Source organism: Massilimicrobiota sp. An134 (assembly GCF_002160815.1).
Classification (GTDB): domain Bacteria; phylum Bacillota_I; class Bacilli_A; order Erysipelotrichales; family Coprobacillaceae; genus Allocoprobacillus; species Allocoprobacillus merdigallinarum.
Window position 1 is genome coordinate 1 of sequence record NZ_NFLH01000029.1, and the last position, 20467, is coordinate 20467.

Below are 20467 nucleotides of genomic sequence, written 5' to 3' on the forward strand. Positions count from 1 at the left end.
GATCATGAACTCCATGTGTGAGCTAAGATATAGTGACTTTACAAATGAATTTTCATTTAAGACCATATAATCAATATATTTTAAATATAGTTACCAACATTTATCTAGGGTTAGATTTTCTATGAAATAAATCATTTTTATCATCAAAAAGCTTCTTTTAAAGAAAAGAATGACAAATTTTTTCATTGAAAAAGGCTTGATTCCATTCAAGCCTGATATTGTATTATCCTATTAAATCCATTTCTTTCATAACCTTATAAATACCATCTTGATCTGGATCAGTAAAGAAATATTTTCCTAACGCTTTTAAATTATCTGATGCTCCTTCATAAACAACACCTGTTTCGACTTCTTGAAGCATCTGATAATCATTCATACTATCACCAAAACCAACAGTATCTTTCATTTGACCATGAAAATGATTAACCACTTTTAAAATACCATCTGCTTTTGTACAATGCTTTAAAATAATTTCACCATTGATAAAATCATCTTCTTCTTTTGAAAAAGTCACAATATTAAAGAATTCTTCTAAAAATGGTACACAGTCATAAAAACTTTGTTTATTTGGAGCAATAAAGCACACTTTTGTGACACCTGTCGTTAAAATATTAAAGTCTTTAATTGGCAAACGATTTTCACCCATACGTCTGAGTTGAAAAAAGCGCATTAATTCAAGATTGTTTTCACAATCTTTTTGATGTTTCTGATCAAAAAATTCATTCACACCTGGTGTCTGATATAAAGCTTTTTTTGTTTCTAATGTAAACAGAATATGGTTATTGATGAATAGTGTCATGACTTCAGATAGAATATATTGATTCATAAAGTTTTCAAAAATATATTCTCCATCCACAATGACAAATCCTCCAGCACTACAAATAGCACCGTCAAATTCAATATTTCGAATATCCCCTACAATAGACGTTGGAGCACGCCCTGTACAAAGAAAAGCACGATGTCCATTTTGTCTTGCATTTTGAATGGCCAACTTTGTTTTCTCTGTTACCATTTTAGATTTTCCTACTAATGTCCCATCAATATCAAAAAATAAAAATTTTCCCATTATTTTCACCACCGCATATTATTATACATCATTTTTCAACATCCCATATAAAAATATCACTTTTTGAAAATAATTATGACAAAACTTCATCAATGAGTTGTGGCTTTCCAACAAATTCATCAGAAAAATCATAAGCATTGAAAATCTCAGTTTCAAGCTCCTGACTCAAACCTGTATTTGTATGAACTTCAACTAACACTTCACCTTTTTTCACAAAATCTCCTATTTTTTTATGAAGAACGAGACCGACACTATAATCAATGTCATCATCTGTTTTTTCACGTCCTCCACCTAGTTTCATACTCACTATTCCTAAAGGCTTTGCTTTTAAATCTTTGACATATCCTGTTTGTTGACTATAAACAGGAATCACTTCTTTTGCTTTAGGAAACATTTCTGGATGTCTGATAAAGGCATCATCGCCACCTTGAGCTTTGACCATAGCACATAATGTACGAAGTGCTTTTTTACTTTCAATAGCATCTTCAAGCATTTTTCTTGCAGTAATGAGAGAATCAGTTTTTTGAGCCTGAATTAACATATGACTTCCGGCCTGTAAACAAAGCTCTAATAAATCTTCTGGCCCATGACCATTTAAAGTATCAATAGCTTCTTTGACTTCCAGACTATTTCCAATAGCATAACCTAACGGCTGACTCATATTAGAAATGGTTGCTCTGGTATCTTTGCCTAGCGAATCACCAATTTCAATCATTGTACGTGCCAATTCTTTTGCTTCTTCAATGGTATTCATAAAGGCACCATCACCATATTTGACATCTAACAATATGGCATCACTCCCGGCTGCCAGTTTTTTTGACATAATAGAAGATGCAATTAATGGAATACAGGAAACAGTTGCGGTAACATCACGTAAGGCATACATTTTTTTATCGGCAGGATCCAAATGCCCACTCTGTCCAATAATCGCCAATCCACAATCATTAACCTGCTTCACAAAATCTTCTTCATCAATCATAATATGAAGTCCCGGTATAGATTCTAATTTATCCAATGTTCCACCAGTATGTCCTAATCCTCTTCCACTCATTTTAGCTACTGGTACTCCACAGGCTGCCACAATCGGTCCTAAAACCAAAGATGTTTTATCACCAACACCGCCAGTGCTATGTTTATCAACTTTGATTCCTTGAATACGACTTAAATCAATGACATCACCACTATGCATCATTTCTTTGGTTAAAATAGCTGTTTCTTCTTTATCTAAGCCTTGAAAACAAACGGCCATCAACCATGCACTCATCTGATAATCAGGTATATCACCTTTTGTATAACCTGCTACAATAAAGTGAATCTCTTCTGGAGTATGTTTGAATCCATCTTTTTTCTTTTCAATCAAATCAACCATTCGCATATTTTATTCCTCACTTTTCTTTTTTAAAAGATTACGAAATCTTATATCTCCATTATACACTCCCCAGATTGTGAATGCACTATTTATCCAAAAATTAATATGATTTAACATAACATCAAAAGCATATCCCCAGTTTGCTATAATACCACTTACTAAAATCAAATAAATGATCCACATCAAAACATATCCAAACTTTTTTCTTCTAAATATAAGATAATAAGCCAACCAATATCCATATGACAAATAATACATATTCGCAAATGGAGCCAAATGTTCTTCCAACATTAACCATCCTAAATCCCAGTGCCACGTAAAAGATATCCAAAATACACTAAGCATTGATACGATAAATAAAACCATATTCCATCTTTCATTGCGTTGCATCTTATGATAATCTTCTTTTAAAACTTGTGGAACAACTTCATGATGTTCTGTTTCATATTCTCCTAAGAAAAATTCACTTATAGTTATTCCTAATATTTCACATAAAGGGATATAAAGCGAAGCATCAGGAAGATGAATGCCCCTTTCCCATTTAGATACGGATTTATCTGTAACAGAAAGTTTTTCTGCCAATTGTTTTTGAGTCAATCCTTTTTTCTTACGACAAGTTGCTATGAATAATCCTATTTTCTTTTGATCCATAATGATTCCTCCTGCCTTTATTATAACGAAAACAGATAAAAAGGACACCACGTAAAAGTAGAATCATATAAAAAAGCAGTTCATCATTCCAATAAACTGCTTAAACTTTTCTATTTTCTTATTTTTTCAATTGAACAGGAATCCAAACCTCACTGTAGGCATAATGATCTTGATGTTCATCCATTTTTGTAAAAGAAAATGATAACGAATATGCCAGTTCATAATCAGAAGTTGGAAGCCACTTAGCATAAATGCTTGCCATTGTGTCTTGTAAAGTTGATGGGAATGGTCCTTCATTTGGAAATACTGCCCATGTAAGTGGAGGAACTGAAAGTTGATCAAATTGATCACTGATATCAACGCATGTCGTTAAGACACCAATCATATGTGTCAGTTGTCCTTTTTCTTCCAGAAAATCAGTATCAGAATCATAAGATACATTCACAATTTCATATGGTTCCATATTTTGTAGTTGATGCAACTCTCTTTTTTGTTCCTCTGTTATTTGACTTGCTAATTGTACAATTTCATTATTCACACCTTCAAATTGAAGTGATACACGTTTACTGACTCCTACAAAACGAAATGCTTCTTTTTGAATGATTTTATAATCCATATGTTAGCTCCTTGAATGATCATTATTAAAACATTGTTACCTTCTTATGCAATAACTTCTCTTAAAAATAGAATATCATAAAAATGGAATAAAAAATAGAAAGTTCACTATTGATTTAAAAAGTTTTCTACTATTGAATCACACAGCTATGAAAAATCTACATATGGATATATTTTAAATCAAAATAATCTCCATTTCCTTTTTATGATTCTTATTAATATACAAGCTCTTTATAAAGAAAATACAAAGTTTTATTCAAACTTTGTATCGACTTCAAAAATGCAATGTCCATTCAAATAATCTTTAACAGACATTCTTTTTTTACCTTCTAATTGTAATTCTGTAATCAGATAAACGCCATCATTCACTTTAACTCCAATAGCATCTTTAAAAATCTTGACAATTGTTCCATTGTCCTGATGAGCATGATGTTTCATCGCATTTTCACATTGATGAACTTGTCCTGCCCAGATTTTAACAGTCTTTCCCTGATAAGTTGTATAACTTCCTGGCCATGGATTTGTTCCACGAACTTTATTATAAACTTGTCGAGCAGACATATTCCAGTCAAGACGTTCATCTTCTCTAGAAAGAGTGGGCGCATAAGTCACTAGATTTTCATCTTGAGGTATACGTTGATTTATTCCCTTTAAAATATCTGGTAATGTTTCTTTTAATAATTTGGCACCTAAATCACTTAAACGATCATATAAAATACCTACTGTATCTTCTTCTAAGATAGGTGTTTCTTTTTGGGCAATCATATCTCCAGCATCCATTTTTTTGACCATATACATAATTGTGACACCTGTTTTCTCTTGTCCATCAATAATAGCCTGATGTACTGGTGCACCCCCACGATATAATGGTAACAATGATGCATGAACATTAATACATCCTAAACGAGGAATATCCAAAACAGCCTGTGGTACAATCTGACCATACGCTGCTGTAATAATCAAATCAGGTTTTAAATCTGCAACTGCCTGGTAATCTTCTTTAATACGTGCAGGTTGAATAACAGGAATATCATATTTTAAAGCTTCTACTTTTACATCTGGCATTGTCAAAACTTTTTTTCTCCCTACATAACGATCAGGCTGAGTGACAACACCAACAATATTGTAACCCTCTTCTATCAGCATTTTCAAAACAGCCAACGAAAATGATGCTGTTCCCATAAATACAATTCTTTCTCTCATTTCATTCACTCACTTTCACTATCTTATAATATTAGGCTATTTTTCCATTTTATACAATCTTTTTAATTCTTTTTTAAATCATTGACACATAGTTTTGTAAGACCATCTAGCATATATGGACTCATTTCTTTAATTGAATAAAGCTCTGGCATATAATCTTCAGGAATAAATGATAAGAGTTTATTTCTGACTTCATTCATATCATTTGTCATAGGCGAGTACACGGCAATTGCTTCAGGTCCCATAATACATATTGAAGGTAATAATGATTTTGTCACAAGCTCTAATACACCTTCTTGCGTCCATGCCAGTTTTGCACATTCATCAGAAAATTGCATACGATGAATAAAATAACGAACTTCTCCAGCAACCCCATTTCTTCCTGTCACAATCTGACCATGAGAAATAATACCTTGTCCTCCTACACCAAAACCAAATGGTTGTGAGTGAAAGATAATATTTTGATATTCAGGATGTTCCAAAGAAAATCCCACAACTGCAGCATTGGCATTATTACATACTAAAACTTTAATTCCATATTTCTTTTCAAATTCATTTTTTATATCCAGAATTTTTTCATCAGGTGAATTTCTTAACTGTTGATCATCTTTAACAATTCCTGGTGTTGCAATACCAATCATATCTACATATTGATGTTTTAATAAAACAGTATCAATAATATCATAAAGATCATAAACATTTAAAGAAGGTTTGATAATCATATTATGATCAATAATTTCACAATGATCACTCAAACGATAATAAATTCTTGTTTGTGCCTTATTATTAGAAATCACAATAGATAAAATACGATTTTCATATTCTATACAATGCGTATGATGTTTTTGCGCTTCCTGTGTTTTGTTAGTATAATACTCTTCAAGTTCATTTTGTAGAAATCTTAAAGCCCCTGGCGCATCATATGAAGCAAAAACAGTTGTGGGAATCTGAAGGACTAATTTATCTGTTAAACTTTCTTTTAAACGATTCAACATATAACCAATCTGTGGTGCAATCAAAACCACATCATATTTTTCAACTTCTTCATAAATACTTAAATAAGAAACAGCATCAAAATGATAATCCAACCCTAACATTCCTGCCACACTATTTAAGTTCTCTGCAAACATAGACGTTGTCAAACCAGATGAGCATGATAAAAGAACTTGTAAAGTTTTTTCATTTTTTAAACCAACTAATGTTTCTACCATTTCATCAAATAATTGTTTTGCATGATTTTCATCATTCAACTCAAAATGAAGATAGAATTTCACTGAATCATCTTTTTTAGAAACAATAGAGAACTCTACAATTGTGCTTTGTTCAATAACAGTAAAACGAATAGAAGCCTCTCCATAATCCGTAACTAATCTGATTAAAGATTCATTATCTTCTACAATCTGATATTCATCATTATGTTGCTCTTTAATCCATGATTGAAAATCAAAATCCAATTTCTTTTTTTCCGTATCCATATATTTTCCTCACTTTGATATTTGTTAATCATATTGTATCATTCACCATTATCGAATAAAACCCTTAAATAAAAAAGCAGAACAATGCTGGCATTGTTCTACATAAAACTTTCGTTTTTGTCCTTCTACTTATTATATGCATTTTTCGTATAAATAATCAACTATTTTTTTTACAAATGCATAATGAGATACGAGTATATTGTCTTTAATAAAATAATCCCTATGTTTAATAAATCTGACATGAATTAAATCTTTTAATCTGTTAAATTGTTTTTCTTTTAAGACAGAACTCGTACAAACTTCATTAAATAAAAATAAAGTTGCTATAAAATCATGGATTACTGGATTCATAATTTTTTTTCGTCTAGAATTTTTACTGATGTTTGGTATTTTTGTTAATAAAAGCACTAATTCTTTGCTTGGTTCAATTATATTTTTTGTGTTATTGTATAAATGTGTGTGAGTATAGGGTTTTCTTAAAGTGTTTAATAAGCAATTATTATGAGCTGATGCATTTCTAATAAATTTTAAAGGCCATAACAAATGATTTATTGTTCTAGACTTATTTTCTGGATAAAGTTCGTAATATAATTCAAAAAGTTTAATAAAATCACCAAATGAAAGGACTTCTACAATGTTCCATATAGCCCAATTATTTTGGTATTTATGAATCAAATCAGCACATGCAGAATCATTCTTCTTATGATTTATATTTTGTTTAATATATGGATATTTTATAAAAAGTTTGTCAATAATATGATATCCATCTTCTTTATCATTGTGAGTTAAATCATTAATTAATTTTACTTTTAAAAAATGCTCTGTATCTAAAGATAGTTTGATAATATATTCCCTTAAATACATATCAAGTTTTGATAATTCCACTAAATATGCAAAATCTAAGTTAATATATACATTTTTTACTTCATTGTATTCAAAAGATTTAGCGAAAGATTTTAACTTAAAGTAATATGTATGGTGTGTCAAATATTGTATAGCAGATTGCTCATTGATAATATTAAACTTAATATTTTTACTCTTTAGATTTATAATTTGTTGTGAAACTGAACACTTTGTGCGCATGATTATTCACCTCCAAGTTATTTTAGCATTGTTTCATCAGATAATGTAAGTGAAAGAATTATATCATTCTTCAATAAAAATGAAATCCTATACCTTTACAAAACATAGAATTGACTTTTTCAATTTACTCAATTTATATATTTTAAACATCATATCATAAAAGCTGTTGACCATATATACTTTATCAACAGCCTAAAGCAGCATGAATTCATGCTATTTGATTTCATTCACTTTTTCTAAAACACGACTGGCATCGTCACCCTCTACAATTGTTGGCTGATAATTATTACGTGATGATACAGATGATATCATACATGGAATCACTTCATGTTCTTCTTGAACCAATTCATTATTTTCAAATGAGAATGTATGCTGATAAATCATTGTATCTTTATCACTAGGATTTTTATTCCCACCAAAACAAAAATTCCCTAAACTATAAACAATCTTCTTACTCTTATATGTTTCAATTCCCTGTAAGACATGAGGATGAGAACCAATAATTAAATCCGCTCCAGCATCAATTGTCTGTTTAGCTAAACTGCGTTGTGATTCCATTGGCGCCTTATCACGTTCAATACCCCAATGATAATAAACAACCACAATATCACATTGAACTTTTAAATCACTTATTGCTTTTTTCATTTCAGCAGTGAGTTCATATGGAAAAGCATAACCTAAAAATCCCACTTGAATTCCTTTCACATCAATCATACAACTTTCATCATAGCCAAAATGCCTGATTCCTTTTTCATCCAAAATTGCCTTAGTATCTGTCATACCTTGTTCAAAATGATCTTTAGAATGATTATTAGCTAATGTCACAGCCTCAATATCACCATCAGCCAATATATCAACATATTCAGGTTTCCCCTGAAAAACAAAAGTTTTCTCAGCATAATCTGGGCTTGTTGTGAGTGGACCTTCTAGATTGGCAATCGTTAAATCATCTTTTTCAAAAACATCTTTAACATTCTTGAGATAATAAGCACTATCTTGATTCTGTTTTTCATATTCCTGATCAAAAGATCCTTCATAACCCTGTCCAATATAATTTCCTAAAGTGATATCACCAACAAATGATAAAGTTATTTCTGTCTTCTTCACTTCTGGTTCTTGAGTCTCTACTTGCTTTTCTTCATCAACTTGTGATGTCTGTTGTTGACTTTGACAAGCTGTCATCATTAAAATAGTTGTCAATGCCAAAAAATACTGTACTCTTTTTTTCATAACTCTCACTTATTCTTCCTCATAAAATTTTTGATAATATCTGATTCTTAATAAATCTAAAATCATCATTGTCTGATAGCTAAATTCCAAACCATCAAATGTTCCTAAAACATGAACAACGTAATCAGGGCAGACATTTTCAAACTGAATATATTTTGTATTTTGTGTCACTAAAACAACATAAGCATCACATAGATGCTGATTGACCATTTTTTTCGCATTTTGTTCCATTGTACGTCCAGTAGCTGTTATAAAAATAACAACATCGTCTTCAGAAAATGTAAAACTTTTATCAAAATGATGATATTCGATTACTTCTTTTCCCAATGTAATCAAATCGGTCTGAAAATCAACCGCAATACTGCTTGGATATAGTGCTCCCACAATGACAACTCTTTTTGCATGAAAAATCAAATCACAAATCTGATCAATTGTATGTAAAAACTCTTCTTTAGAAAATTTAATGTTTAAATGTGATAAAAACTTATCTACAGAAGTATGTAACATTCTGGCGTTGATCTGGTCCAAACGAATTTGTTTATCAATGATAAGCTGTTGATGAAACTCTTCATAAGAATGAAATCCAAGATGATAAAAAAAGTCTTGCACTTCTTCTTTAGAACACTTTGATGATTTGATAAATTGTTCTAAATCATATTGACAGATTTCATTATAATGTTTAACCACAAAGCTACCAATACGATACATATGATCATCATTTAAGCAGCCATTTAAATATTTTAAAATACGTGATATTAATATTTCCATCCTTTCCACCCCTTTTTTCTATTATACAACAAAACAAGAATGAAAACTAATATTTCTCCCACTATAAAATAAATCAATCCATACAAAAAGAGGCACTCATGCCTCTAACATACACACTACTCTTATCTAAGATAACGAGTAATACTGTTATATTCATCCTCACTCATCTGATAAATACCATTGTAAGGTTCCTCTATATAATATTGATTATCTTTCTTATAAAGATAGATAAAGGTTATGCCACCATATTTTGAATGAAACTCAAGTCTAATCTTTTGACTAGCATTGAAAGGAGTATTATTAATACTCTCTTGTTGAGTTTTTTTCCCTTTCAAGAGAGTAGCAATATCAGCTATTGCATCTTGATCGGTCAATTCCTGAATGGTCTTTTTTTGAATTAAAACGATACTTTTTATTTTTTTTAGTTGAGGAACCTCAATCTGATAAGTGGTTCTAGATATATACATTCCATATAAAATGCCAATAATAAGCATTATAATTGCTGTTGCTTTCATTCTTTTTTTATAAATATGTACATGTTTTCTATTCATCTTTTAATCTTTGTATCATTTTCCACATAGCTTCTGCTGAATTAAAGTTTTCTGGAACGATATCTGAAGCTCCAATCTGAACATCAAACGTATCATTGATTTCAGCTACAATTTCTAATATTGCAAATGAATCCAATTCACCATCATCAATCAGTGTCTGACATTCTCTAAAATCAATATCACCATCAATTTCTTCTAATAATTCTAATAATTTTTCCATTTTCTTATTCTCCTTTGTAATTTAATATATTTGTTTCAAAACGACTACGTTGTAAACATAATCCATTCTGTTTTGAATAAAGATAAATACTTGGTAAATCACGGCTTAAAAAGAGCGATATACCTTCACACATTGCATATGCACCTACTCGTTGAAATTCTAAAATATCTCCAATCTGTGGATTCTCTAAAGGTAAAGCCTTAACCAGATTATCATTGATTGTACACAAAGACCCGGACACATGACATTGAATAATTTGACCATTTCCCTTTTCTTTTTTGATTTGACGATAATGTGGAATTTTCATAGCCATCATCTGACCATAATATGTTATCTGATGCATCCCACCATCAACAATGCAATAGGGAACCTGATTGACTTTATAATCAACAATCTCGGTATAATATTGTCCACAATTAGCTGCAATAAATCTTCCTAATTCCAAAATAATCTGCCCTTGAAAATGAAGTCCCTCTAAAAGTTCTTTAAAACCTTGGAGAAGTTCGACTTCATCATAGACCTGACTTCCATGAAAATATTCCACATAGAAGCCCGGTCCAAACTCCAATTTTTTTGCAACATATCCATACTCTTTTTCTAATCGCTGTAAAAGTGTATCAACATATTTGAGTTCTTGTTCATATAACTTTAATTTTTTTCTTTGAGTTCCAGAAAAATGTTGAATTCCAACAATTTCAACATGAGGATATTGTTGGCGAGACTCAATGAGATGACATATCTCTTTTTCTGACATACCAAACTGATTCCCTGTTGTTATTCTCAGTAATACTGGTACCTGACAATCTAGTTTTTTAGCTATTTCATGTATCATAGTAAACTGATGTACAGATTCACTTGTATAAACAAGACAATCACGATATGTCTTCATAACCTTTAAAATATCATCAGCGTTTTTATATACACCCGATAAGACGACTTTTTCCATAGGTATGCCTGCCCTTTTACAAATTTCAAATTCACCATGAGAACAGACTTCATAACAATCAATGATCCCCTCAATACTTTTAATCACAAAGGGATTAGCTTTCATAGCATAACATAACTGTATATTCTTTCCTAATATGCCTTGAATAAACTCTATTCTTTCTTGTAAAACATCTATGTCAAATACATATGCTGGTGTTGCTAAATCTGTGATAACATCCTGATACTGTGGTTTAAACATTGCAATCCTCCTTCATCATTGATTTTAATTTCTGTCTGTCTATCTTTCCATTTTTTGTGAGAGGGAACCCTTGAACCTTATAAAAAATATTAGGAATCATAAAGGCAGGTAATTCTTTTTTTAAAACACGTGTCAATTCACGACGTTCAATATCACCATCATAGAAAGCAATGATTTTATGATTTTCATAAAGGCAACAAGCTCTTTGAATCGTTTCAACATGTTGCATGGCCTTTTCAATTTCACCCAGCTCAATTCTATGTCCCATATGTTTAATCTGAAAATCTTTACGTGAGGCAAAACATAATTCACCTTGTTTGTTGTAATAACCTAAATCACCAGTACGATAAATGATTTCTCGATAATAAGGATTCAGAGGATTTTGACAAAAAGCCTGGTGTGTCTGTTGTGGATTGTTGTAGTATCCTAGACTGACGGCAGTTCCACTGACACAGATTTCACCCAAGACATCTGGTATTATCACTTCCTGATTGTGTTCATCCAAAAGAAAGACTTTTTCATTTTGAAATGCTTTTCCAATAGGAATGACATCATCCTGATCCATTTGACTTATTATATGATAAGCACAATTACATGTGATTTCTGTTGGCCCATATAAATTAACATACATTGTATCTGGTAAATAAGACTGCCAGATACGAAGCTGTTTCATTGGCATGACTTCACCACTAAACATCACTTTAGATATCTTATGAGGTACTTTATATTCAAACCCTTTCAAAGTTGAAATAATGCAAACAGCTGATACAGCCCAAATAATTGTTGTGACTTCTCTTTCACATAAAAAATCTAACAATTGAGTTGGTATTGAAAAATATTGCCTTGGTATAATTTGCATAGTTGCTCCCGTTTTGATTGTTGAATAAATATCTTTGACGGAGACATCAAAGTCCCAGGGAGCCTGATTCCCAATAACATCATTTTCATTAATATGAAATGTTTTGGTAAATGTTTCGATAAAATCAATCACACTACGATGTGCAACACATACACCTTTAGGAATACCGGTAGAACCTGATGTAAAAATTGTATATAACGGCATTGTATCCGTATGCTGACTCGCAATACTATCTAACTTTTTTAGATTAACATGTCCATATAAATCTTCTAATAAGATAACATCACTTTCCATTTGTTTCTTTTTGAGTGCCTCTATATATTTTTGAGATGTCACTATCATTTTTGAATCTAACGTCTTCATAATATGATTTAATCTTGTTTGGGGTTGTTTCATATCCAGCAAAACATAAAATCCACCAGCATAAACGACACCAAAAAACAGACAAATCGTATCTACACTCTTTTCCATAAAAATAGGAACTGGCTGCCCTATTGAAATCTTTGAAGCTAATGCACTACCAATCTCCTGTGCTTTTCTGTATAGCTCTTCATATGTTATTGATTGATCTATATCTGCAAAAGCAACCTTATCAGGATATTTTCTGGCACTCTCTTTTAAATAATCTAAAACATTATACATTTTATATCTCCTGTTTCTCTATAATTTCTTTAACTTCTTTATAGTTATATCTTCTCTTCTTTCCTAAACGAATCTGCTCATCTACCCATTTATATATTTTTTCATAAGCTGTCACTTCCTGTTGATAACGTTGAATTATCTTCTCATCATGTTGAGTATCTGATAAATGATACTTTTCATTCAATCGTTTTCCTAAATACATCGTTAGTTTCTTTTGACCATAAATATTCAAATGATTCTGATTATAAAAATCTGTCTGTGGATTTAAGCCAATCTCATCAACATAATCATCCATATCTATATACTCATAACCATATTGATGTATCAAAGCTTTTGCAGCGTTATTACGTTCACGTTCTGGTATCATTTTTTTTGAATAATAACGTGGCATATTGGTAAATAAAATATTTTTTAAACCATGATTTTGACAATAGTCTAATAACTCTTTGAGATGCAGTCCTGACAAACGATACATGGGTCTTTCTTGCGTATGTGTTTTAATAGGAATAGGAGATTTTTGTGGTGTAATTTGAGCTGTTCCTTGAATACCCATTGAAGATAAATGAATATCATCATGATGCGTTAATTCATCTATACTGGCATTGACATTATCTTTGAATTTTGCCCAATTAGAATGATATTTTAAAAATGGAACATAGTAAGACAACCGTTCATCTTCAGGAACCAGCTCTTGAATTGTCTTTATCTTATTTTGAGAATAAGGCATATTATCAATCCATGCTCTCAAAGATCCTTCCTTGCTTTCAAACTTATCATCATATAATATGCCATTAATATCAATAATAATCACTTTAGGATTTTGAGTCTTTAAAACTTCAATCAGCATTGATTTTGCAAGTCCCATAGGAGCACCATTTGTTCCAAGAGAATAACTCGTATACCCAAACTCTTTAAATGCTAGAGGAGCAGAATAATTCGTAAATGTTGTACTGGCTCCTATCATGACCATATCAAGACTATTGTTTTCTAGCTTATAGAAGTTTTTGACACGTACAGCATCAGAACTATATGCCTGACGACACATTACAAAATTCATCCCACAGACCAGACCTGCAATGAGGATTGTCATAATAAAGATTTTGAATTTCTGAAATTTTGTCATATACTTCCTCCTTAAAACTGCATATATACAAATTGTGTTTGATCATATCCTGGACCATACATGCCAAACAATAAAATAATGAGAAATGCAACAAGATAAAGTCCCCAACGTATCCAGATAGACCTTTTTTCAATACGTTCACGAACACTCTTTTTCTCCTGAAGAATATCTACAATCAATAAAACAATCAACCCTATCAACAAAACAACATAATTTTTACCATTCAATCCAAATGAAACAAGCTCTTTTTTAATATCTAATGGAAATTCATAGAAATGAAAACATTTGAGAAAAACACGCCATACATCTGTAAGTGTCACTGCTCTAAAAATAATACATCCTACACAAGTTATCCAAAAGGTACGCAATATCTGAAAGAGCTGAAAGCTACGAGATTGAACAGATATATGTAGCTTTTGATTCAAATAATTCCAAACTGGTTTCATCAGTCCACTGATTGCTATTAAGAATCCATAAAAGATTCCCCAGATAATATAATTCCATTGTGCTCCATGCCATACACCCACCAAAAAGAAGACTAGTAAATTTCCTAAAGCGATAGGTAAAGTTCGACCAATGTGTTTACCAAAACGCTTCTTTGCGAATTTTCCTATTTGTCTAACCCCGGGAGTCAATGAGAATGGATAAAAAACATAATCTTTCATCCAACTTCCCAATGACATATGCCATCTTCTCCAAAATTCTGAAACAGTCTTTGAGAAATAAGGACGACGAAAATTTTCTGCCATAGTCATTCCCATTGTCTGTGCACATCCACGTGCAATATCTATACAGCCTGAAAAATCAGTATAATCCTGAATAGCATACATAAAGACTCCTAAAGCAACGCCCATACCTGAGACATTCATATAATTTTCAAAGACAAAATCAGCTATGACTGCAGCTCTATCAGCAATAATCATTTTCTTAAAATAACCCCATAACATTAACTGTAAGCCAAATTTCAAATCACGATAACTTGCCTTTTGGGGTGCATAAAGTTGGGGAGCCAGATCTTTAAATCTACCAATAGGTCCCTGAAGAATTTGTGGAAAGAAAGACACAAATAAAGCCACTTTTGCCAGATTGCGTTCTGGTTCAATTTTCCCCCAATAAACATCAATAACATAAGACATGGTCTGAAATGTATAGAAAGAAATTCCCAATGGTAGGATCAGATGAAGTGTTGGTATCTGACTTCCCAAAGACAATGTTTCTAATAAATGATTCATATTTTCTGAAAAGAAATTAAAATATTTTAAAAATAATAAGATTCCAAAATTCAATACTAATGTGAGAATCAGTACTCTTTTTCTTTTCAAATGACATTTCTTTTTATATTCTTTTGTTGATGTTTGACTCCTTTCCATCTGATATTGCTTGCCCATATACAGAGTGGCCATATAAGAACTCAGTGTCGTCAACAAAATAAATATCAAGAACTTCACACTTGCATAACAATAAAAAAAGTAACTGGAAAGCAGCAGAAAAATCCACTTCCACTTTGCGGGAACAAGGAAGCTTCCTACTAAAACAAATAAAAAAAACAATAAAAAAACCAATGTATTAAAAGCCATAAAATCATTCCTTATCAATCTTATTTTTCACTTCTTTTTTACAAAATTCATCATATAAAATTGTTATGAAATTACTATGGAAATTTTGTGTATTTCTTGTGTACTTTATAAAAGTTTCATTTCAAAAAAAGAAGTCAATCATAACAATTGGCTTCTTTTGATATATCAATATAACATCACTTTAATCAAATCATTTTTATATGTATTAACCTGTACGGCAAAGCTCAACATTTAAAAGAACTGTCCTAAAATGCCTAACAGCTCTTTTATTCCATAAGAATAGAAAAACAATCCTATTGGTTTACAAAGAATATTAATTATCATAAATTTTCTTGTTGACATACTGGTAAGACCAGCAATCATACATAATAAATCATCTGGAAAACCGGGCAGCAAAATTGCTAAAGAAAAAAAGATTTCAAATTTTTGACCTTTATCAAGCCATCCAATATATTTATCATATGTTTTTTGATCAGTGACTTTCAATATAAAATTTTGGCCATATTTTTTCACTAATCGAAAAACAATATAAGAACCAATAAGCAATCCTACATAATTATATAGAAAGCCTTCAACAGCTCCAAATACAATAACACCTATCCCACTACTGACACCACCAGGGATAATTGGAATAATGACCTGTACAATTTGAATAAGTATGAATATAACAGGTGCGATAACCCCTGTTCTTTTTAAATATAACTGTAGACTTTCTGGATGAGACAAATAATGGGATTGTCCCAAATAAACAAGAAATAGACATAATGCAACAGTTCCTGCTACTGTTAACCATTTCGTTGATTTTAAAGTCATACTTTCCACCTCAATAAAAGTATAACCCCAAAAAAAGAATAAAATAATGTACAAATTCTTAATATTTTCTAAATATTTTGTATTTTGACTTATTTTTCTAATTAAAATAAATCAAAGTCGATCATGATTTAGACACACCCTTTATTTTTCATGAATCTTCTTACCTGAAATATGTTCAATTTCAATAGCAACCAGTTGAACACGATCAATACTCTTTTTAATGACATATTCCACTTCTTCTACTGTTGGGAAATATTTTAAAGCTAATATTCTCGCTTTATCTTCTGTGACTTGACGATCTTCAATCAATTTGGCACGCCCAAAGACAACACAAGAGGATACATAAAAAGCCCAATCTCCCTCTACCAGATAACCATCATCCCATGTTGTCAAACAGATTTTATCATTGTTTTTTATTGCATCAATCTTATGTCCAGCTTTTGCACTATGAAAATAAATTTTATTTTCATCTTCATCATAATAAAAATTAATAGGAATTGTATATGGATAACCATCATCTCCATGAACTGATAATGCTGCTCTTCTATTCTTTTTTAATAACTCTTTAGCTTCTTCTACAGAAATCTCATTTTTCACTCTTCTCATGTTTCTAAACATAACAAAATCCTTCCTCTTTCATTATTCCTTTACTCTATTATAAAACAATTCTCTATCAATAGTAAAATGTTAAAAACATTAACAAAAAAATCAGACCTGTTAAATAAGTCTGATTCTTAATGATCTTCACTTTGACAAAGTCATCTCATCACCAAAAGAAATTCCCATCAGTTTAGCATTTTTGACAGTATCACCTTGTACATCAACATATTTTAATTTTCCAGCAGTTTCTTCTAATGGAATAGCATCAAGACGATGATTGACAAAAACAACCAGTTTTCCAAAATCCTTATTCATAATCAGTTTAGCACCTTCAATACCAAATAATGTTGATATTTCTCGATCATATGCACAAGGCTGTCCACCGCGTTGAGCATGTCCGGCACAAGATACACGTATCTCTTTATCAATATAATGTGATAACTTATTGGCGATTTCATAAACAACAGAATGTCCTTCTCGCGTTGCGACTTTCAATTTATAATGTTTCTTTGAAAGCAGTGATTCTTCTTTAGAAATAGCCCCTTCTGCACAGGCAATCACAATATGTTTTTTTCCTGCTTTCACTTTCTTTTCAATCTCTCCCGCAACAACTTCGATATCATAAGGAATTTCAGGCAATAGGATAATATCAGCACCAGCGGCAATCCCAGCTGATAAGCAGATATGTCCAACTTTATGTCCCATGATTTCCACAACAAACACACGGCTATGGCTGGCAGCAGTTGTTTGAATTTCATCTAAATATCTTGTTGCGATATCAATAGCTGACTGAAAACCAAATGTATAATCTGTTCCCCATGTATCATTATCAATGGTTTTAGGCAACCCAATAACATTCAACCCTTCCTGTGATAACAGATTGGCAGTTTTTAATGATCCATTACCACCAAGAATGGCTAAACAGTCTAATTTTAATTTTTGATATGTTTTTTTCATAGCAGCCACTTTATCAAAACCATTTTCAATCACACGCATTTTTTTAAATGGACATCTTGAAGTCCCTAAAATGGTACCACCAAGATTCAATATATCTTCAAAATCTTCAGGTTTCATAATACGATAGTTTTCATACATAAGACCTTTATACCCATCTAAAAAACCAATAATTTCAATATCTTTTTTCTGTTGATAAAGTGTTTTAGCCAGTCCTCTCATTGTCGCATTTAAAGCCTGACAATCACCACCACTTGTTAAAATACCCACTCTCACAATATCATGACTCCTTTACATCAATTCCTTTTTTAAAAAAGTATTCCTGACTATTCATTGCAGTCTGTTTATTTTTAATACGTTTATAACTTCCATCTCCCAATAATTCACAAGCTTTCACATTATCATTCAACATAGTATTAAACATTGAACAAATGATATTTTGAATCTTTTTATCGAAAATAGGTGTCGCAACTTCAACACGTCTTTCTAGATTTCTTGTCATTAAATCAGCTGAAGAAATATAAACTTTTTTGTCTTCGCCAGTTCCAAAAATATAAATACGTGAATGTTCCAGATAACGTCCTACAATAGAAATCACACGGATATTATCAGTATAACCTTCTACATGAGGAATAATACAACAAATTCCTCTGACAATCATATCAATCTTAACACCCGCCTGACTGGCTTCAATTAACTTATTAATCATTGTTTTTGATGTCACAGAATTACATTTAAATCCAACATAAGCTTCTTTACCTTCTTTAGCTAATGCAATTTGTTCATCAATATATTCACAGATTTTTGACAACATACAGTGTGGTGCCACCATCAAATGCTCTGTATGTGACATGGTTTCCCCTAAACTTAAATGATTAAAGACATCATTAATTTCTTCACCTAATTCATGATGATGTGTCATTAAAGATAAATCTGTATAAAGTTTAGCGGTATTTTCATTATAGTTTCCTGTTCCAATCTGTGAAACATATTGAACACCTTGACTATTTTTATAAGTAATTAAACAAAGTTTAGAATGAACTTTATAACCATCCAATCCATAGATCACACGACATCCAGCCGCTTCTAGACGTTTTGACCAGTCAATATTATTTTCTTCATCAAAACGCGCTCTTAATTCCACCAAAACAACAACTTCTTTTCCATTATCAGCTGCTCTAATCAAAGATTTAACAATCTTAGAATTTTTAGCGACACGATACAATGTCATCTTGATACTTGCAACATGTGGATCACGGCTGGCTTCATCTAATAGTCTTAAAAATGGTGACATGGATTCAAAAGGATACGCAAGTAAAATATCTTTTTTACTAATCTGTTTAATCATTGGCACAGCATTTTCAACCATTGGACTATTTCTTGGCTCTAATTTCTTATAAAATAACTGTGGATGTAACATACGTAAATGATCTCTTAATGTCCCAATAAAACCTAAATCTAAAGGAGCCTGTGATAAAAAGACCTGATTTTTCTTTAAATTCAAGAAGTTCATCAACATCATAATCTCCAAATCTTCCAATCCTTCTGAAATTTCCAAACGAATTGGACATAATTTACGACGTTGTTTAATCAAAGTTTCCATCATTTCACGATAATCATCATGTCCTTCCAAAGAATGATCATCTTCATCAATATCTGCACTTCTTGTCACACGAATAAAACCTTTATTTTTAATCGTATATTTACTAAAGACTTTAGATACAAAATGTAAAATAATATCTTCTACTAAAATAAACTGACCTTGCATACTTGGGACTGCCAACATTCTTTCATCAATAGCGTTACCACAAGAGACAATCCCCATTTTACGTTTTCCTTTTTTAGATTCTAACTGAACAATAATATATAATTCCTTGTTATTTAAAAAAGGAAATGGCTGTCTTTTAGATACAACCTGCGGTGAAATCAAAGGTAAGATTTCTGAATCAAAATAGTTTTCAAAATATTTACGATCTTCTTTATTCTTTAATTGATGATATTTGACAATACCCCAACCATATTCTTTTAAATCATCCATAATACGTGTATAGATACGATCTTTTTTACGATTTAAAAAACCAACTCTTGTTAAACAGGCTTTTAATTGTTCTTCCCCTGTCATTTGTGTTTTATTATCTTTAGAAGATGGGTAAAATAACATTTGATCATATAATGTTCCAATGCGCACCATAAAAAATTCATCCATATTGGATTGAAAGATCGATACAAAGTTTAACTGTTCCCCTAAAGGTACTTTTTTATCCTTTGCCTGCATTAAAACACGGTCGTTGAATTTTAACCATGATAATTCTCTATTTTCTCTACAACCTCTCATAATTTCCTCCTTATATATGTCAATAAAAAAATAATATGTCTTATTCATATAATCAAGCTTATTTATCTTATTTACAAAAACTTTAGGTTTTCTTTACATTGATTTTATATTTTTATTTTACACTTTTTTATCATGAAAATAAACATT

Annotated in this window: 19 protein-coding genes; all 19 read right to left on the reverse strand. The window is 31.2% G+C overall.

The annotated features are described in order from the left end of the window. Positions 1-223 precede the first annotated feature (223 nt). Positions 224-1066 carry a Cof-type HAD-IIB family hydrolase gene (locus B5E79_RS10395; protein ID WP_087297975.1) on the reverse strand — a complete coding sequence of 281 codons (843 nt, stop codon included), beginning with the start codon at positions 1064-1066 and terminating at the stop codon, positions 224-226. A 73-nt stretch (positions 1067-1139) separates the two neighbouring features. Then, entirely contained in the window at positions 1140-2441 is a 1302-nt protein-coding gene (locus tag B5E79_RS10400) for a pyrimidine-nucleoside phosphorylase (protein WP_087297976.1), read from the reverse strand. Positions 2442-2444: 3 nt separating this feature from the next. Next, positions 2445-3086 carry a helix-turn-helix domain-containing protein gene (locus tag B5E79_RS10405; protein ID WP_087297977.1) on the reverse strand — a complete coding sequence of 214 codons (642 nt, stop codon included), beginning with the start codon at positions 3084-3086 and terminating at the stop codon, positions 2445-2447. Between the two features lie 118 nt (positions 3087-3204). After that, on the reverse strand, positions 3205-3702 hold the full coding sequence (locus B5E79_RS10410) for a GyrI-like domain-containing protein (protein WP_087297978.1): 498 nt from the start codon (positions 3700-3702) through the stop codon (positions 3205-3207). Positions 3703-3953: 251 nt separating this feature from the next. Next, positions 3954-4904 (reverse strand): methionyl-tRNA formyltransferase, encoded by a 951-nt coding sequence (fmt, locus tag B5E79_RS10415; RefSeq protein ID WP_087243306.1) that lies wholly within the window; start codon positions 4902-4904, stop codon positions 3954-3956. 62 nt (positions 4905-4966) lie between these two features. Then, complete coding sequence (locus tag B5E79_RS10420; RefSeq protein WP_087297979.1) at positions 4967-6379, reverse strand: ROK family protein; 1413 nt, start codon at positions 6377-6379, stop codon at positions 4967-4969. Positions 6380-6511: 132 nt separating this feature from the next. Continuing rightward, positions 6512-7462, reverse strand: coding sequence for an Abi family protein (locus tag B5E79_RS10425; protein WP_087297980.1), 951 nt, complete (start codon positions 7460-7462; stop codon positions 6512-6514). A 213-nt stretch (positions 7463-7675) separates the two neighbouring features. After that, positions 7676-8692, reverse strand: a complete 1017-nt coding sequence (locus B5E79_RS10430; protein WP_087297998.1) for a CapA family protein — start codon at positions 8690-8692, stop codon at positions 7676-7678. Positions 8693-8701: 9 nt separating this feature from the next. Then, positions 8702-9460, reverse strand: a complete 759-nt coding sequence (locus B5E79_RS10435) for a MurR/RpiR family transcriptional regulator (RefSeq protein WP_087297981.1) — start codon at positions 9458-9460, stop codon at positions 8702-8704. Positions 9461-9582: 122 nt separating this feature from the next. Beyond that, positions 9583-10011 (reverse strand): DUF5301 domain-containing protein, encoded by a 429-nt coding sequence (locus B5E79_RS10440; protein WP_087297982.1) that lies wholly within the window; start codon positions 10009-10011, stop codon positions 9583-9585. Next, positions 10004-10231 (reverse strand): phosphopantetheine-binding protein, encoded by a 228-nt coding sequence (locus tag B5E79_RS10445; protein WP_087297983.1) that lies wholly within the window; start codon positions 10229-10231, stop codon positions 10004-10006. The genes B5E79_RS10440 and B5E79_RS10445 overlap by 8 nt, the downstream gene beginning before the upstream one ends. 4 nt (positions 10232-10235) lie before the next feature. After that, positions 10236-11417, reverse strand: coding sequence for a diaminopimelate decarboxylase family protein (locus tag B5E79_RS10450; protein ID WP_087297984.1), 1182 nt, complete (start codon positions 11415-11417; stop codon positions 10236-10238). Next, the gene (locus tag B5E79_RS10455) at positions 11410-12918 is read right to left on the reverse strand and encodes an amino acid adenylation domain-containing protein (protein ID WP_087297985.1); all 1509 of its coding nucleotides are present in this window, start codon (positions 12916-12918) and stop codon (positions 11410-11412) included. The genes B5E79_RS10450 and B5E79_RS10455 overlap by 8 nt, the downstream gene beginning before the upstream one ends. Position 12919: 1 nt before the next feature. After that, positions 12920-14041: a hypothetical protein gene (locus B5E79_RS10460; protein ID WP_087297986.1), complete on the reverse strand. Its 1122-nt coding sequence runs from the start codon at positions 14039-14041 to the stop codon at positions 12920-12922. Positions 14042-14052: 11 nt separating this feature from the next. Next, positions 14053-15411: an MBOAT family O-acyltransferase gene (locus B5E79_RS10465; protein ID WP_158095494.1), complete on the reverse strand. Its 1359-nt coding sequence runs from the start codon at positions 15409-15411 to the stop codon at positions 14053-14055. Between the two features lie 438 nt (positions 15412-15849). Next, complete coding sequence (locus tag B5E79_RS10470; protein ID WP_087297988.1) at positions 15850-16431, reverse strand: TVP38/TMEM64 family protein; 582 nt, start codon at positions 16429-16431, stop codon at positions 15850-15852. A 141-nt stretch (positions 16432-16572) separates the two neighbouring features. After that, positions 16573-17049 carry a pyridoxamine 5'-phosphate oxidase family protein gene (locus B5E79_RS10475; RefSeq protein WP_087297989.1) on the reverse strand — a complete coding sequence of 159 codons (477 nt, stop codon included), beginning with the start codon at positions 17047-17049 and terminating at the stop codon, positions 16573-16575. A 126-nt stretch (positions 17050-17175) separates the two neighbouring features. Then, positions 17176-18261, reverse strand: a complete 1086-nt coding sequence (locus tag B5E79_RS10480) for a 6-phosphofructokinase (protein ID WP_087297990.1) — start codon at positions 18259-18261, stop codon at positions 17176-17178. A 4-nt stretch (positions 18262-18265) separates the two neighbouring features. After that, a complete protein-coding gene (gene ppk1, locus B5E79_RS10485) occupies positions 18266-20320 on the reverse strand; it encodes a polyphosphate kinase 1 (RefSeq protein WP_087297991.1) in 2055 nt (684 codons plus the stop codon). Positions 20321-20467: the final 147 nt, after the last annotated feature.

What these genes read in the sequence shown, in the direction of transcription:
- B5E79_RS10410 (WP_087297978.1), bottom strand. Translation starts at nt 3,702, where the DNA reads ATGGATTATAAAATCATTCAAAAAGAAGCATTTCGTTTTGTAGGAGTC.
- B5E79_RS10440 (WP_087297982.1), bottom strand. Translation starts at nt 10,011, where the DNA reads ATGAATAGAAAACATGTACATATTTATAAAAAAAGAATGAAAGCAACA.
- B5E79_RS10395 (WP_087297975.1), bottom strand. Translation starts at nt 1,066, where the DNA reads ATGGGAAAATTTTTATTTTTTGATATTGATGGGACATTAGTAGGAAAA.
- B5E79_RS10420 (WP_087297979.1), bottom strand. Translation starts at nt 6,379, where the DNA reads ATGGATACGGAAAAAAAGAAATTGGATTTTGATTTTCAATCATGGATT.
- B5E79_RS10405 (WP_087297977.1), bottom strand. Translation starts at nt 3,086, where the DNA reads ATGGATCAAAAGAAAATAGGATTATTCATAGCAACTTGTCGTAAGAAA.
- ppk1 (WP_087297991.1), bottom strand. Translation starts at nt 20,320, where the DNA reads ATGAGAGGTTGTAGAGAAAATAGAGAATTATCATGGTTAAAATTCAAC.
- B5E79_RS10445 (WP_087297983.1), bottom strand. Translation starts at nt 10,231, where the DNA reads ATGGAAAAATTATTAGAATTATTAGAAGAAATTGATGGTGATATTGAT.
- B5E79_RS10460 (WP_087297986.1), bottom strand. Translation starts at nt 14,041, where the DNA reads ATGACAAAATTTCAGAAATTCAAAATCTTTATTATGACAATCCTCATT.
- fmt (WP_087243306.1), bottom strand. Translation starts at nt 4,904, where the DNA reads ATGAGAGAAAGAATTGTATTTATGGGAACAGCATCATTTTCGTTGGCT.
- B5E79_RS10465 (WP_158095494.1), bottom strand. Translation starts at nt 15,411, where the DNA reads ATGGAAAGGAGTCAAACATCAACAAAAGAATATAAAAAGAAATGTCAT.
- B5E79_RS10475 (WP_087297989.1), bottom strand. Translation starts at nt 17,049, where the DNA reads ATGTTTAGAAACATGAGAAGAGTGAAAAATGAGATTTCTGTAGAAGAA.
- B5E79_RS10400 (WP_087297976.1), bottom strand. Translation starts at nt 2,441, where the DNA reads ATGCGAATGGTTGATTTGATTGAAAAGAAAAAAGATGGATTCAAACAT.
- B5E79_RS10450 (WP_087297984.1), bottom strand. Translation starts at nt 11,417, where the DNA reads ATGTTTAAACCACAGTATCAGGATGTTATCACAGATTTAGCAACACCA.
- B5E79_RS10435 (WP_087297981.1), bottom strand. Translation starts at nt 9,460, where the DNA reads ATGGAAATATTAATATCACGTATTTTAAAATATTTAAATGGCTGCTTA.
- B5E79_RS10425 (WP_087297980.1), bottom strand. Translation starts at nt 7,462, where the DNA reads ATGCGCACAAAGTGTTCAGTTTCACAACAAATTATAAATCTAAAGAGT.
- B5E79_RS10430 (WP_087297998.1), bottom strand. Translation starts at nt 8,692, where the DNA reads ATGAAAAAAAGAGTACAGTATTTTTTGGCATTGACAACTATTTTAATG.
- B5E79_RS10455 (WP_087297985.1), bottom strand. Translation starts at nt 12,918, where the DNA reads ATGTATAATGTTTTAGATTATTTAAAAGAGAGTGCCAGAAAATATCCT.
- B5E79_RS10470 (WP_087297988.1), bottom strand. Translation starts at nt 16,431, where the DNA reads ATGACTTTAAAATCAACGAAATGGTTAACAGTAGCAGGAACTGTTGCA.